The 16,108-nt window shown below is 66.3% G+C and carries 10 protein-coding genes and 1 pseudogene; 8 read left to right on the top strand and 3 right to left on the bottom strand.

What is annotated here, in order from left to right; all coding sequences use genetic code 11:
- From ACZ6S5_RS33795 to ACZ6S5_RS33785, 3 genes and pseudogenes are all read left to right on the top strand, one after another.
- Positions 1-159, top strand: a pseudogene (locus ACZ6S5_RS33795) (IS630 family transposase); the annotation flags it as partial.
- A gap of 32 nt (positions 160-191) precedes the next feature.
- Entirely contained in the window at positions 192-1,004 is an 813-nt protein-coding gene (locus ACZ6S5_RS33790) for a HEAT repeat domain-containing protein (RefSeq protein ID WP_466006354.1), read from the top strand.
- A gap of 6 nt (positions 1,005-1,010) precedes the next feature.
- Positions 1,011-1,454, top strand: a complete 444-nt coding sequence (locus ACZ6S5_RS33785; protein WP_466006353.1) for a DUF6228 family protein — start codon at positions 1,011-1,013, stop codon at positions 1,452-1,454.
- 58 nt (positions 1,455-1,512) lie between these two features.
- Here the strand turns inward: ACZ6S5_RS33785 and ACZ6S5_RS33780 are convergent, their stop codons facing one another.
- The gene (locus ACZ6S5_RS33780; RefSeq protein WP_466006352.1) at positions 1,513-2,049 is read right to left on the bottom strand and encodes a hypothetical protein; all 537 of its coding nucleotides are present in this window, start codon (positions 2,047-2,049) and stop codon (positions 1,513-1,515) included.
- A gap of 207 nt (positions 2,050-2,256) precedes the next feature.
- Here ACZ6S5_RS33780 and ACZ6S5_RS33775 point away from each other — a divergent pair, with 207 nt between their 5' ends.
- From ACZ6S5_RS33775 to ACZ6S5_RS33760, 4 genes are all read left to right on the top strand, one after another.
- On the top strand, positions 2,257-2,787 hold the full coding sequence (locus tag ACZ6S5_RS33775; RefSeq protein ID WP_466006351.1) for a hypothetical protein: 531 nt from the start codon (positions 2,257-2,259) through the stop codon (positions 2,785-2,787).
- 123 nt (positions 2,788-2,910) lie between these two features.
- Positions 2,911-3,396 (top strand): hypothetical protein, encoded by a 486-nt coding sequence (locus tag ACZ6S5_RS33770; RefSeq protein WP_466006350.1) that lies wholly within the window; start codon positions 2,911-2,913, stop codon positions 3,394-3,396.
- 104 nt (positions 3,397-3,500) lie between these two features.
- Positions 3,501-3,920, top strand: coding sequence for a DUF6086 family protein (locus tag ACZ6S5_RS33765; RefSeq protein ID WP_466006349.1), 420 nt, complete (start codon positions 3,501-3,503; stop codon positions 3,918-3,920).
- Between the two features lie 454 nt (positions 3,921-4,374).
- Positions 4,375-5,277: an AEC family transporter gene (locus ACZ6S5_RS33760; protein WP_466006348.1), complete on the top strand. Its 903-nt coding sequence runs from the start codon at positions 4,375-4,377 to the stop codon at positions 5,275-5,277.
- Positions 5,278-5,586: 309 nt separating this feature from the next.
- On the opposite strand, the gene ACZ6S5_RS33755 is transcribed toward ACZ6S5_RS33760, so the two are convergent.
- Positions 5,587-5,952, bottom strand: a complete 366-nt coding sequence (locus ACZ6S5_RS33755) for a hypothetical protein (RefSeq protein ID WP_466006347.1) — start codon at positions 5,950-5,952, stop codon at positions 5,587-5,589.
- Positions 5,953-6,066: 114 nt separating this feature from the next.
- Positions 6,067-6,753, bottom strand: a complete 687-nt coding sequence (locus ACZ6S5_RS33750; RefSeq protein WP_466006355.1) for a cation diffusion facilitator family transporter — start codon at positions 6,751-6,753, stop codon at positions 6,067-6,069.
- 547 nt (positions 6,754-7,300) lie between these two features.
- Between ACZ6S5_RS33750 and ACZ6S5_RS33745 the strand changes: the two genes are divergently transcribed.
- The gene (locus ACZ6S5_RS33745) at positions 7,301-15,991 is read left to right on the top strand and encodes a golvesin C-terminal-like domain-containing protein (RefSeq protein ID WP_466006346.1); all 8,691 of its coding nucleotides are present in this window, start codon (positions 7,301-7,303) and stop codon (positions 15,989-15,991) included.
- Positions 15,992-16,108: the final 117 nt, after the last annotated feature.

The following is a 16,108-nucleotide window of genomic DNA, read 5'->3' as shown; positions in this document are numbered from 1 at the left end:
AGCGTCAAAGCCCTCGAAGACGACGTCAACGCCTGGATCGCGGCATGGAACGACAACCCCAAACCCTTTGTCTGGACCAAAACCGCCGACCAGATCCTCGACAACCTCGCCAACTACTGCACCCGGATCAATAAAGCTTCCAACGACTCAGGACACTAGAGCGATGTTGCGAGTACGAGTAGCCTGTGCCGGTGTCACATGAGGTGCGAGGGCTGGCTGATCTGGACCGGTCAGTTCGCTTGTCCGTGCTTGACCGGCTGCTGCTGCTTGCGAAGGACGGCCACGAGGATGCCGCGCAGGTGCTCCGCACCGTCATTGCCGACTACCGTCGATTCGACCCTGAGGTCTACACCCGTGCCCTCAATCAGGTCTGGCGGTTCGGCGACGCCTCGTTGGTCGACCCGTTGCTGGACTGCCTCGCTGATGCGGACTACGGCTGCCAGGCGTGGGCTGCCAGGGCATGTGGCCAGCTTGGCATCAAAGCCGCCGTACCACTGCTGATCGACCTATTGGCCCACCCCGAAGGGCTTGCCCGTGAAGCCGCCTGTCAGGCGCTGGGGCAGCTAGGCGACGAAGCGGCCATCGCCGCGCTGGCGGCTCGACTGGACGATCCGGCGGAGTTTGTGCGAGCTGCGGCCAGCACCGCGTTGGCTGAGATTGGTGGACAAGGCGCCCTGGCATCCTTGTGGCGCGCGTTCGAGTCGAAAAGCTACCCGCGGATCGGTTACGTGGCGGCTGCGCTGGCGCAGTTCGGCCCACTCGCCTTCGACCGGTTGCTACATGCAACCCATCACGAAGATCCAGAGATACGGTTCTGGGCAGCCCGAGCACTCGGATCGACCGGTGATCCACGTGCTGCCACGATCCTGACTCGCCTTGCCACCGAGGACGATGGAGTTACCCGAACCGGAGCCCGCGTCCGGACCGCCGCCAGGACCGCGCTGAAAACCCTCCGCCGGACCGAGCGCCGCACCAGCAGCGACGAGGAGATTCGCCAGCCATAATGCGGCATGATCAGCGACCCTCTGGTCCTCCGCTTCCCACCCGCAGAGGGCGCATGGGTCCTTCATCCGCCAGTGGATCCGTGGGGTGACGGGTACGTCGTCGTGATGCAGGTAGAGCTGCATGACGAAGGGCTGAGCGCTCGCGGCGAGATCAGGCTTTCATGGCCAACCCAGGCCGAGGAGCCTGACCTCGTCGCCTTCTTCCAAGGGCTAGCCGATGACTGGCGCGGCTGGGACGGCGAGCGCAGTTGGCGATCACTGGACGGAAGAATGTGGATCACAGCGCGTCACGACGGCAAGGGGCATGTCAGTCTGGGCGCGACTCTTCAACAACACCCCCACTCGCCCGATGCCTGGCTCGCCCGAGTCTTCATCACTCCGGAAGCAGGGGAACAGATGAGCTCCCTCGTTGCCGATCTTCGATCCCGCCTCCGGACCCTGCCGACGTGACCCCCCGCGTGCTCCTTCAAGTCACAGAGGACAAGGGCATCGGTGGTGACAGCCCTGTCTACGGCCGGCGGCGGAAGCCGATGTCGTCGAAGAGCGAGTAGTGATCGGCGAAGGCCTCGACGGCGCGCTGGGCCGCGGATACGGTCTCGCCCACGGTGGCGAGTTCCTCGGTGATGCGCATGACCGCGTGCTCGCCGGCTGGATACTTGAACACTGGCTGGAGGAGGTCGACGTCGATCCCAGCGGTCAGCGTGAAACCGTCCTCGCGTAGCGTCAGCCGCAGGTAGAGGCGGATCTCGGACGGGTAGTCTGTGACCTCCACCGGGAGGTGCGGCAGCCTGATCGTTAGGGCGTCAAACTCCAGATGTCCGCCGAGCGATGGCTGGCCCACCCCGTCGTACGGGTCGAACAGCAGCCGACTGCCCCAAATCAGTACCTCATCATCCGTGCCTTCGAACCGGCCGCGCCCGCCGTCGGCATCTGGCACGAAGAGGTCGTAGTTTAGGTACAGCTCGGTGAAGGTTCGCTCGATGGCCCATGACGCCTCGGTCATCCCACGCAGCAGGACAGCTATCGCTGAGCTCACCGTCTCCATGGCGGCCGACCCTACGGCAGTCCCCGAACCTATGGCGACGTGCCAGCCAGGTGCCAGTAGCCGGTGCCACTCGTGCGTGCACCATCGGGTACGAGCCGTGACGGACACCTGCCACGAGCACGCGCTTCTGGCGCTCCTGCCTGGTGATCCTCGCCCTTGCAAAGCGGCGGTGCCGGTGGCGATGCAGGGCCGGCCTACGCTGCTGCCGTGTTGACGATCAGCATGAACGAGTCGGCGGCAGCGGCGCTCCAACCGTTGCGCCTGACTGCCGCCCTCCCCGCAGCAGACCTGCATGACGAACTGCGCGACAAGCTCTCGCGAGGCGTAGTGGAGTCCGATGGTGTGCTGGTCTTCGCCGCACACCAAGGGTCTGGCTCTCCGGGTGCGGCGATTGCCCGCATGGGTTGGCCGGACCTGACCTACTTCGAATGCCAGGTCAACAGCTTCCATTTGGAGGACTACGCGCCGGTCGAGGTGGCCCTGCTCGAAGATGGCCAGCCCCAGATCAGCCACGCCGATCAGGTCACCCTGCTGCGGCTCGGGTTGGCTGTCGCTGACGCTGTGTGCGGCCTGGTTCGCGTTCACAGCTCACGTACGCCGATCCGCTGCATTATCAGCGCCAACGACACCAACGGCGTCTTCCGGTTCCACCGGATCCGAAGCGGGGAGCGGTGGGGCGTGCACGACCTGGACCAGCATCGGTTGGGCATGGTCGCGACTGTTGACGATCAACCCTGACTACAGGTCCTCCGGTCGGCTGCCGTCTCCCGAGGTGACAGTCCGCAACCTGGTCCGCAGGAGATCGACGGACGGCTGGGCGGCGGTGTGGCGGCTCGGAACGGGCCAGTAGTGTGCTGGAGCGTGGACGACCCAGCGGCAACAGCAGAGCTGTTGCGGCGTGTTGTCGGCCGGAACCTGGAGGCTGTTACCGAGGCCCGCTACTGGCACGAGGGCGTAAGGGACGGCGATTCCGAAAGTCTGCTTCACTTCTGGCTGCACTTCGAAGGCAACCCTCCGCTGATGGTGCACGGGGTGGGCGAACACCTGTCCTTGAGCTTCAGCGAGCCGTACGAGTCGAACGACATGAAGGATCAGGGGGAGACGCGAGTCGGGCCCGCAGCAGCGCCCGACGCGCTGGCCAGTCTGCCGGGACAACGATTGCTCAACGCCGCGCTGATCCAAGGTCATTCGCCGATGCCGTCGGTGGGCGGTGTCCTGATGAAATTTGAACGCCTTGACCTCGTGGTCGCCTCGGTCGGCGATGAGTGGGTTCTGACACAGGGTGCCATTCCGCCGACGCTGACGTCGTACTTGAGGTTGGGAGAATGGGTCAGCCAAGCCAACTGACGAGCGGGGCCGCGACAGCAGCGAGTCACAGACGTCCCATGAGCCCTGGGCGCCATGCATGGCCCGGGGCTGCGGCCAGGGCGCTTGCTGGCGATCATGGTTGAGTGAGTCAGTACTTCAGGGTCCACGGCACCGCCGTTTGGGACGTCGCTACCACGGTGGCCCAACTCTTCTATCAGACGGCTGGCGCGATGGTGGTGGTTACCGGACGACCTCACGGCATCCGAGTCCTCGAGCGGGACGAGTACGACGTGGACCTGCCCACGTATCAGGAGTTCGTCGGGGAATTGACTCGACGGTATCTAGCAAGCAGCCACCCCGTCCTCGTGCCGCTGACCGAGGGCTTCCTCCCGACGGCGCTCGCGCTGCTGCGCAAGGCTGGTGGAGATTTACCCCTGCTCGCCGAAACCGCTGCTAAGGATCCAGAGGAGGCCCGGGACCTACGTTACGGTCGCAGCGATATCACGCAAGCGAAGCGACTGATCGCGCTGGCCGACGGCCTCAAAACCTCCATTTCGGCCTGACGGCCAACTCGCGGCGCTCAAGTCTTCCACGATGAAGCAGCCAAGCGAGCAGCGAAACCGGCGAACATGAGCGGACGACGGCAGACCACGAGACCACGTCGTACAAATGGATTGAGCGACGGACCAGCACTGCGGGACCGACTCGTAATGAGTAGGTCGCCGGCGACCGCCGGCGGCCACCAGAGGTGGAGCTCGGGGTCAGGCGGGCGAGGTGAGGCAGCCAGGAGGCAGCGAAAGCAGCAGCGACGGCCAGCGGCGGACGACACGGGACAGCAAAGCGGCCATGGTTGGCAACACAGAACGGTGTCCGACAGCACTCAACGGTGAGGCCCATCCGCGTTCACACCGAAGAGGGTCATCGCGCAGGGTCTCGACAAGGCCGGCGTCGCGGCAGTCAAGAGCGGCCAAAGTATGCTCGGGTCCTGCCAGCGCGAGGAGCTGAGTTGGTCCCCCGTTGATCGCTGCCTTCGTTCCGATCTGGACGCTGACGCTGCTTGGCTTCGTGGCCGGGCGTTTCCGGCTACTCAGCGAGGGGGCCGATCGTGCGCTGGGTGGCTTTGTCTTTCACCTAGCGATGCCGGCCGCGCTGTTCTCCGCACTCACACGGACCCGGCTGTCGTTCAATGGGCCCGCGCTGGGCGCATTCGCCGCCAGTACCGTCGTGACCATGGCCGTGGGATTCGTCCTATGTCGTCAGGTCTTCGGCCGGAAGCCCGGTGAGGCCCCGATCGGTGCGATGGCAGCCGGCTACGTCAACTCCGCGAACCTCGGCATTCCTGTCGCGATGCAGGTGCTTGGTGACGCCACGTTCCTGACCGGGGTAATGCTGTTCCAGGCCCTGGTGATCACCCCCTTGGTGCTCGCCCTCCTGGATCGGGACGCCGATCGCCGGCTCCGGCCGGCCCGACTGGCAAGCCTGCCGCTGCGGAATCCGGTTATCCTCGGCCTGGCCGCCGGGGCACTTTGCTCGGCGCTCGACTGGCAGCCACCACCGCTGGTAACCGGGCCGCTCGCCCTGCTCGGCAGTGCCGCCGTGCCCGCCGCCCTGGTCGCCCTCGGCCTCTCGCTGACTGTGCGCGGCCCGGGTCTGGCAGCTGAACGGGCCGAGGTACTGACGCTGTCAGGCCTGAAACTGCTGGCGCAGCCGGTACTGGCGTACCTGTTCGGGCTTCTGGCGCAGCTGCGCCCGGCCGAGCTGCTCGCGCTGGTGGTCTGCGCGGCCCTGCCTACCGCACAGAACGCATACATCTTCGCCCGCGAATACGGTCAGGCGGATTCGGTGGCGCGTGGGACGGTGATCGCCAGTACTGGGCTGTCGATGCTCACCCTGGCGACGACCAGTTGGCTGCTGAAATAGATATCGACAGCAATCGCAGCTACTGCCCGCGCAATCACTGACGCGATGCCGTCGCCACCAAGGCGAGGACCGCCGTGACCCCTGCCTGACCCAGCGGGACGATTACCCGCCATGCGGCTGCCGTCTTCATCCGCTGGTCCGGCAAGGTCCGAGTAGCCAGGCGAGTAGCCAAAGCGGCGGGCTAGACCGGACGACGGCGGACAGTGACGGCACCACCAACCGGGCGCCACGCGCAAAGACCAAGCGTCACCCGATCCTGGCAGCGTGGGGCACACAGGGGGCACAAGGCACTGTATGAGGGCCGCGGACTCAGTAGAGGTAAACGTCGACGAGGAAGGCAGCAAGGCCGGCGAATCCGGCGACGCCGGCGATGCGACGGCCCGTGCCGGCGGCGAGCGGGCCGACGCCGAGAGCGAGCGCGGTTACGGCGATGGTGAAGACGCCGCTGCCGGTGTCCTGCCAGGAGGCGGGGAGGACGGCAACGGGGGCGTCGGTGAAGAACTGTGTGCCGTGCGCGGCGCGCGGGATCGCGTTCCAGGCGAGGGGGCCGGCCAGCGCTGCGACGGCAACGGTGGCGATTACGGTGGGGCGTCGGGGTCCAGCGGCGGCGGTCAAGAGGGCGGCGAGCAGCGCGGACAGGACAGCGCCGTAGAGCATGGTCGACCTGCTAAGCATGCGCTCCTCCGATCACGCGGCAGTGGCAACCGTGGCTAGATTCTCCCGCCACCGGCAGGGCTGCGCCGCGACCGGCGGTGCGAGTGTCGGCTGTGCCTCGGGCGGCGGCAGGCGTCACAAGCGAGGGGCTTGGCGACGGTGATGGGACAGGTCGGTGTGGTGGTGTCCGCCGGGGTGGCTGTCGGGGTCGGTGTGGACGGTGGCGGTGGTCAGTCGGGGTACGGCGTGGGTGAGTTGGTGTTCGGCGTCGGCGGCGATTTCGTGGGCGGCGACGAGGGAGAGGCCGGCGTCTACGACGAGGTCGGCTTCGGCGTGCAGTCGGTGGCCGATCCAGCGGAGTCGTACCGCGGCTACGTCTTGGACGCCGTCGACGGCCCGCAGGGTGGTTTCGGCTTGGTCGACCAACTCGGGGTCGACGGCGTCCATGAGCCGGCGGTAGACCTCACGGGCGGCGTCCTTGAGGACGAAGGTGATGGCGACGGCGATGACCAGGCCGATGGCGGGGTCGGCCCAGCGCCAGCCGAGGGCGGCGCCGCCGGCGGCAGCGAGGACGGCGAGGGATGTGTCGACCGCCTTCTGCCAAGAACGCCTGAACCGCCGCCAGGATCTTCCTGGGCGTCGTTGGCCATGGCGGTACGCGCCTGGGCGAGCAGCACATCGGGGTCGGCGTGCCGCTGCCGGTCGAGGTCGGCCATCACCCGGTTGACCTCCGGCACCGACCGCTCGCCGATCACCTCTTACCAGCCCCGGCGGCGCGGCTTGCCGGGCATCACGCGGCCCCGCCGTTGCTGACGCGGCCATCATCTTCGCCGTCCTGCTCGCCGGCATGACGGTCGGACTCGACGGATCAGGTTGGGCGGGCCTGCCGCTCACCGGCTCCCTGTCGGAGGCCCTCAGCCTCACGCCGGAGTCGACACCGCCACGCTCGCCGCCATCGCGCAGAACGGCGCGTCGTGGGCCGGAGGCGGCACGTTGGTCATCTGGTCCTCGCTGATCGCGGTTGCCACGTTCTGCGGGGTGTCGGTGGTCGACCTCGCCCGCAAGCTGTTCCTGCCCGTGGTTACGGGACTGGTCGTCAGTGCCGTGGTCGCCGTGATCATTTGGCGAGCCGACGGCTCAGCTGAGCGATGCCGGCGCTGCTGCCACCGGAACCGACAGCAGCGCCGGCATCACGACGAGCGACGAGCCAAGGCCATTCGCGCGCTGCTGGTGCGGGCGAAACGGCTCACTCCATCTCAGAGGAGGACACCCGCTGTAGCTGGAAAAATATCTCGACAGATAGCTGACCGTATATCGACCGTTCCTAGCCTTCACCCGTCCTGTCTCCAAACGGACCGGAGGGTAACGGGTGAAGAGACGATCACGAGGTCCCCTGATCGGGGGACTGGTGCTGGCCATGGTGGCCACGCTCGGCGGGTCACAGGTCCTGCTCGACCGCGGCGCCGAGCACGCCGACCACACCGCCAGCACCACCGACGACCCCGGGCTGTTCGCCCGGCTCGGCAATGCCGCACGCGGACTGGTCGATGGCGGCCCCGGCCGGGCCAGGCCGGAGGTGGTCAGCGCCGGGCTGTCGCTCAGCGAGAAGCCGCCGGTGGCGAAGAAACGACCGCCGGCGAAGCGGGTCCGCGAGATCCCGGGCAAACGCACCACCAACGGCCGGGTCTACCAGCTCTCCGACGGCCGGCTCCAAGCCGAGCTGTCGGCGGTGCCGGTGAACTACCGCGACCCCCACGGGCAGTTCCAACCCGTCGACACCACGGTCAAGCCGGCCAGCGGGGGCGGCTTCGTCGCGGCTAACACCACCAACAGCTTCACCAGCCGGTTCGGTGCCGAAACCGATGAGCTGGTGCGCGTCGAGCGGGACGGCCGAGCGATCGACATGGGGCTGGCCGGGGGCGCGAAGAGCGCCGCTCCGCAGGTCGCCGGTTCGACGGTGACGTACGCCGGCCTGGCCGACGGGGCTGACCTCGTGTACGACGTCACGTCCAGCGCGCTCAAGGAAAAGATCGTGCTGCGCCAGGCCCCGACGGGCCCCGTGTCGTACACCTTCACGCTTGACACCAAGGGTCTGCTGGCCCAGCAGCGGGCCGACGGCTCGATCGCGTTCGTCCGGCCCGACGGCGGCCACCCGGACCTGGTGATGCCGGCGCCGTACATGTACGACAGCGCCAAGGACCAGGCCACCAGCACCGCGGTCAGCCAACGGGTCCAGCAGACGTACGGGCAGACGACGGTGACCGTCTCGGCGGACGCCGCGTGGCTGCGCGACTCAGCCCGGACGTACCCGGTGGTGATCGACCCCACCATCAAGATCCAGCCGGTGCCGACCGACGCCCAGGATGTGGAGATCTCCTCGGGTGCCACCACCACCAACTTCAACGACACCTACCAGCTCAAGGTGGGCACCGGCTCGAGCGCGACCTGGCGCTCGCTGTTGAAGTTCGACGTGAGCCCGATCCCGGCGGGTACCGCCATCGACGATGCCGAGGTGTCGGTCTACTACGACCAGAGCCTGGATGGCATCTACGCCAACGACGTGCCGATGGAGGCGCAGCGGCTGACCGCCGACTGGACCGAGGGCACGGCCACCTGGGCGACCATGAGCGCCAAGGGTGACACCTCGCTGCCCGGCAACGTCGTCACCGTCGACGACGGAGACACCAACGCCACGGCCAAGGGCACCTGGAACGCGTCCACCAGCTCGCTCACCGCGTACGCGTACGGCGACGACTACCACGTCAACAGCGATGCGGTCACCGGAGACACCTACACGTACACGCCGAACCTCACCGAGGCCGGTGAGTACAAGGTCGAGGCGCACTACGTCGGCGCGTCCGACCGGGCCGACCTGGCGCCCTACACCGTCTACTACAAGGGCGGCGCCACCAAGACCGTGAAGGTCGACCAGCGCACGCCCAGCGGCACGGGAAGCTGGTACAACCTGGGCCTCTACCAGTTCGACGCGGGTACCACCGGCAAGGTCGTGCTCGGCGACGAGGCGAACAAGGCCGTCATCGCCGACGCCGTGCGGTTCAGCAAGAACGGTGCGCTCAAGGAGGCGTCGCACTCCAGCACCTGGCTGTCCTTCCCGATCCGCTCGGCCGCCCAGCAGTGGATCAGCGGCACCCAGCCGAACTACGGCGTGATGCTCAAGGCCAAGAACGAGTCACTGGCCAAGCAGGGCGGGGCGATCTTCGAGGCGTCCGAGTACGCCTACATGAACGACCGGCGGGACTACAACCTGCCGAAGCTCGTCGTCACCTACGGCCGGCAGGGCGTGACGGTGAACCCGCCGACCACGATCACCTCGACCGGCGCGGTGCTGGAGTGGCCCGCGTACAAGGATCCCTCCACGGCGACGGGCGACAACATCGTCGAGTACCAGGTGCACCGCAGCCCATCGCAGGTCTTCACCCCCAGCGCCGCGACCCTGATCGCACCGGTCTCGTCGAGCACGACGTCCTTCCAGGACACCACGGCGACGCCGACGCCGGCGGACAAGACCAACCCGATGGACCGGCAGTTCTACTACTACATGATTGCGGTGAAGACCGCCGACGGGCAGCTCATCCCCGGACCGACGGTGCCCGCGATGCTGCCCAAGGCCGGCCAGATCACCAAGATCTTCCGGACGGGCGTCACGGACACCACCCTGGCCAAGGGCCAGCCGACGACCAACGTCAACGTCTACGACGGTGACCCGTACATCGGTGTCGGCAACAACTCCACCACCTACGGGGTCACCCGTGGCGTGGTGAAGTGGTCCAGTCTCGCCGGTGCGATCCCGACCAACGCCCAGGTCACCGCCGCACAGCTGCGGATGTGGAACACCTCGCTCTACCCCGGCACGGACCAGACCCAGTACGTCGACGTCTACAAGCTCACCCGCGGCTTCACCGACGAGACGAAGGCAACCTGGAACACCTACGACGGCACCAACGCGTGGACCACGCCAGGCGGTGACTACGACACTTCCTGGAAGGCCGGCTTCAACGGATTCACCAACGACCCCGAGTGGGAGACCTGGGACGTCACCACCCCGGTGAAGAGCTGGGTCGCCACTCCGAGCAGCAACTACGGCCTGCTGCTGCGGATGCGCGACGAGGTCAACCAGAACGCCCGGGCGATGATGCTCGCCTCCGAGGCCGAGGACTCGATGTTCGAGCCGACGCTGGAGGTCACCTACCTGGAGCAGACCCCCGAGTCGACCTACTACGCCGCGCAGACCCCGACGGACCTGGCCCCGTCGTCGACCTACACGGCCCCGGTGTCGGTGTCGAACCCCACTCAAGCGGTGTGGAAGACGACCGACTGGGAGCTCGGGTACCAGTGGACCCGGGCCGACGGCACCGCAGTGACCGACGCCTCCGCGCAGGCCATGACACCGCTTCCGGCCGACGTCGCGGCCGGCGGCACGGTCGACCTGACCGCGCAGGTGAACACGCCGCCGAGCACCACCGAGGGCAACAAGCGCACCGACTACGTACTGAACTGGCAGCTGCACAACAAGCTGACCGGCCAGTGGCTGTCGGACACCGCACCAGCGCTCAAGGCGCTGCCGCAGAACGTCGCGGTGGTCGAGCCGACCTCCGACCAGCTCGGCTTGGAGAAGTTCTACTCGTACGCGGGGAAGAACACCGGCGCCGGCGGCACCCTGATGAACAACCTGTACTCCGGCAACACCGTCTGGTCGTACAACGCGTTCAACAACCCGGGCCGTGGCCTGTCGACCTTCGTGCGGCTCGCGTACAACTCGCTGGACACCTCCGACACGGTCGCCGGTTACGGCTGGTCGCTGCAGGCGTCGTCGCTGATGCGGCTGGGCAGCCCGCTGGACTTCCACCCAAACCCGAACCCCACGAAGATCACGCTGACCGACGGTGACGGCACCAGCCACTGGTTCACCTGGGACTCGACCACCTCGACGTGGAAGAGCCCGAAGGGGGTGCACCTCTACCTGGAGAAGATCACCACCTCGGACTGCAAGCCGAACACCCAGGAGCCGAAGGCCTGGCGGCTGACCAAGCCGGATCGCACGCAGTTCTACTACGACTGCGAGGGCTTCCTCACCAGCACGGTCGACAAAAACGGCAACGAGATGGTGTTCACCTACGAGGAGCGCAAGTCCAACAACAAGCCGACGAAATTCCTCAAGTACCTCACCGACGCGACGGGCCGGCAGACCCTGACCATCGACTACTACGCCAAGGGTCAGACGTACGACTACATCGACGACACCACCTGGAACCGGGTGTCCGGTGCGACGAACCTGACCAACCCGAAGATCATCGACCACGTCTCGCAGATCACTGACATCTCGGGGCGCAAGCTCACCTTCACCTACACCGACAAGGGTCTGCTGGGTGAGCTGGTCGACGGCGCCGGCTCCGCCAACGGGGCGCCGAAGACGTTCAAGTTCGCCTACGACATGACCCAGGGCAACAAGAACGTCAAGCTGGTCAAGGTCACCGACCCTCGCGGCAACGCCACGAACCTGGTCTACAACTACCCGCAGACCGGTGACGACCCGCAGTTCCACTGGACCACCAAGTCCTACACCGACCGGCTCGGCTACCCGACAACGTTCGCGTACACCGACCCGGACGGCCCGCAGGGCAACAACATCGACACCACGGTCACGGACGCGGAGAACCACGCGACCGCGTACCAGATGGACGGCTACGGCCGCCCCTACCAGACCACCAACGCCAAGAACCAGACCACCAAGCTGACCTGGGACGACGACCATAACGTCACCCGACTGGAGGAGGCCAACGGTGCCGCGTCGACCTGGGCGTACGACTCCAAGACCGGCTACCCGACGGAGATCAAGGACGCCGAGGCGGTCAAGAACGGCACCCCAGGCACGGCGCTGACCTACCAGTACCAGCTCAACGGCTACGTGGCCGATCTCGCCACGAAGACCAGCCCCGAGGGCCGCAAGTGGAGCTTCGCCTACACCACCGAGGGTGACCTCGAAACCGTCACCGACCCGATGGGCAACTCGACCGCGACGGCCGGCGACTACACCACCTCCAACACCTACGACACGTGGGGACAGCTGCAGACGGCCAAGGACGCCAACGGCAACGTCACCACCTACAGCAACTACGACCCCAACGGCTACCCCCAGACGATTACCGACGCGCTGAACAACGCGACGGCCTACGTCTACGACGCACGTGGCCAGGTCACCAAGGTCACCGACGCGCTGGGCAAGAACACCACCCAGACGTACGACACCTTCGGCCGGCCGCTGGTCAACACGGTGCCGAAGGACCAGGCGAACGGCGTGTACATCACCACCCCGGCACCGACCTACGACGCGAACGACAACGTCACCCAGTCGACCGCGCCAAACGGAGCCGTCTCGTCGGCCACCTACGACGCGGCCGACGAGGTCGCCGCGACGACGGCTCCGGTGGACGTCGCGGGTGACCCGGAGCGGAAGTCCACCTATACCTACGACAAGGTGGGCAACCTGCTCACCAGGACCGAGCCGAAGGGGAACCTCACCACCTCGGATCCGACGGACTACGTCACGACGAACGGGTACGACGCGATCTACGAGCTGATCTCGGTGACCAACGCCAAGGGTCAGAAGATCACGTACGAGTATGACAACGTCGGCAACGTCGTCACCGTGGTCGATCCGGGCAAGAACGCCACCACGGACACCACCGACTACACCACCAAGATGGCGTACGACCTGGCGCACCGGGCGAAGAGCACCACGGACGCGCTGGGCAAGGCGACGAGCAAGGGCTACGACCGGGACGGCCTGGTCACGAGCACCACCGACCAGCTCGGCAACACCACCACTATGACTCTCGACCAGCGGGGCAAGCCGACGCAGGTCAAGGTGCCGTACCGCAACGACGCCGGCACTATCTCATACCGGATCGCGCAGTACGAGTACGACCAGGTGGGCAACCAGGTCAAGGTAGTCACGCCGCGCGGCGTCGCCACCACCGATGACTCGGACGACTTCGCCCAGGTCACCGTCTACGATGCGCTGAACCGGGTGAAGGAGACCCACGCGGCGTACGACAAGGACGACAGCCGGTACAACACCTCGGACGTCACCACCTACACCTACGACAACGTGGGCCGGCTGGCGACACTCTCCGCGCCGCCGTCGGCGGGTCAGTCGGTGCGCAACGACACCAACTACACCTACTACGACAACGGGTTGACGAAGACCTCGTCCGACCCGTGGGACATCGTCACCTCGTACGACTACAACGAGCTGGGTGCCGAGACGGCCCGGACCGTGACGTCGGCGGGTGGCTCGTCGAACCGGACGATGAGCTGGTCGTACTTCCCGGACGGGATGCTCAAAGCCCGCTCTGACGACGGCGTTCCGGTGGGTCAGCAGGTGGTGCTGGTCGACAACTCCGACTTCAACAACACCACCACGACCGGCACCTGGCCGGTGGCGAACACCGCGACCGGCAGGTACGGCACGGACTATGCCACGCACGCGGCCGGCACCGGCAGCAACGTGTTCACCTGGCAGCTCAACGTGCCGCAGGCGGGCACCTACCAGGTGTACGCCCGCTTCCCGCAGGTCTCCGGGGCGGCCACCGACGCCAAGTACACCGTCACCTATAACGGCGGCAGCGTGCCGAAGACGGTCAACCAGACCGTCGGCGCCGGCACCTGGGTGAGCATCGGCTCGTACAGCTTCGCCGAGGGCAACACCCAGAAGGTGACGCTTTCGGACCAGGCCACGGGCACGGTGGTTGCTGATGCGGTGAAGCTGGTCCGGGACAACTCGGCGGACACCGACAGCGAGAAGCACGACTACAGCTACCGGTATGACCCGAACGGCAACCTGGCCACCATCACCGACGCCTCTCCGGGCGCCAAGGTGGACAGCTATAACGTGACGTACACGCAGCTGAACCAGGTCGACAAGGTCACCGAGTCGAAGTCGGGGGCGGCGGTCAACTCGACGTCGTTCACCTACAACGAGAACAGCGCGCCGTTGACGGTGACGAACAACCGTTCGTACTCGGCCTACGCGTACGACGCGCGGAACCTGCCGTCGCAGGTGACCAACGGCAAGTCGGCCACCGATCCGGCGCCGAAGGTGACTACGTACAGCTACACGGACCGGGCCGAGAAGCTGCGGGAGGTCAAGGGTAACGGCAATGCCGTCGACTACACGTACTTCCTGGACGGGTTGCTGAAGACCCAGACGGAGAAGAAGCCGGACGGGACGCTGGTCTCCGACTACACGGCCGACTACGACCTCAACGGCAACCGCTCACACGACGTCACAAGGAAGATGAACGCCGACAACCACGGCGCGTATCTGACGACGACGAGTGACTACACCTACGACCCGCGCGACCGGCTCTCCTCGGTCACGAAGGCCGGTGACGGCGCCGGCACGGAATCCTACGTGCACGACGCGAACAGCAACGTCATCAGCCAGACGGTCAAGGGTACGTCGACGATCTACAACTATGACCGCAACCGCCTGTTGACCACGGTGATCGGTGGGCAGACGGCGTCGTACAACTACGATCCGTTCGGCCGGCTCGATACCGTCACCTCCGGCGGGGCGCTCATCGAGCGCAACGTGTACGACGGCTTCGATCACGTGGTGGAGAATCGTCAGCTCAGCGGCGGGACGACCACGACTACGAAGTACACGTTCGACCCGCTGGACCGGACCTCGTCCAAGATCACGGACGCGGGCACGGTCAAGGAGAAGACGACCAACTTCAGTTACCTTGGCCTGACCGGGCAGGTGCTGGACGAGGACGTGGCGGGGACGCTGACGAAGTCCTACCAGTACTCGCCGTGGGGTCAGCGGCTGTCGCAGGTCACGCACAACGCGGACGGGACCGACGAGGACGCGTACTACGGATACAACCCGCACACGGACGTCGAGACCCTGACCGACAGGTCCGGGGACACCAAGGCCACGTACGGCTACACCGCGTACGGCAAGAACGACGATGCCCAGTTCACCGGTATCGACAAGCCGGACACGGCCAACCCGACCAAGGAGCCGTACAACGCCTACCGGTTCAACGCGAAGCGGTGGGACCAGGCCTCGGGCGACTACGACATGGGCTTCCGGACCTACAGCCCGGGGCTGAACCGGTTCCTGTCCCGGGACAGCTACAACGGGGCCCTGGCCGACCTCAACCTCGGCGTCAGCCCCTGGACCGGCAACCGGTACGCCTTCGGCGGTGGCAACCCTGTCTCGAACGTCGAGCTCGACGGACACATGATCGTGGCGGACGGTGGCGGCGGATCGGGCTCGTCCGGCTGCGGCAGCGCCAACGCCTGCGAGCAGACAGCCGGCCTCGACCAGCCGCAACCCGACACTGTCGGCTATGTCAGCCCGCACGTGCTCATGCACACGAACGACCCGCAGTTCGCGTCGCTCAAGAAGCAGTACGACGACACGATGAACAGCTTCGACTGTCTCTGGGGGTACGGCTGCACGGAGACGAAGGTCTGGGGCGAGATCTGCGGCTTGCCCGCGGTCGGCTCGGCTGGGTGCCCCGAGGGCATGAAGAAGCAGATCAACAGCATGATCCCGCTCTTCGACGACGACCCGGTCGCCAACGACGGGGCGTCCCTCATCGAGAGCGACAACACGGTTCGCCGCTTCAATGACCCACAGTCGATGCGGGGAATCGGTGAAAACGAGTTCAAGGAGTTGGCGAAGGCGAACGGCCTTGAGGTTGAGGAGATGAACCCGAGGGCGGCGACTGGCGGTCGGGGATGGCGTGCGTTCAACCCGTCGGACAAGTCGGTCAACGCCTTCTGGGAGGTGGGAGATGCCACAAGCCAGTCGCGGGATATCGTGCACCAGGGCCCCTACGTCAAGTACCAGTGGCAGGGCAACAAGTCGGGCTTCCGGGTGCCGGCAGCGGGCAACCCCAACCCGCTTGCCGGCGATGTCGGCGAGATCCCCGAGATCTCGGCTTGGCGGATGCCGGTAGGCGGCGGCATCGAGATTCCCGGTATCGGGGAGATCCCCGAGTTCCCCGAGATCCCCTTTGAATAGGTAGGAGCCGATGACAAGAACCGCTGAAGATGTGGACGCGGACGAGCTGATCGAGTTGTTGCATCTCGGCACCGCGGAGATGTACACGAACGTGGCCGCGGTACGACTGTTGGTGCG

The sequence above is a fragment of the Micromonospora sp. NPDC051924 genome (genome assembly GCF_055586005.1).
Note: the sequence above shows the minus strand (reverse complement) of the source record. Positions and strands in the feature narration are given on the sequence as shown.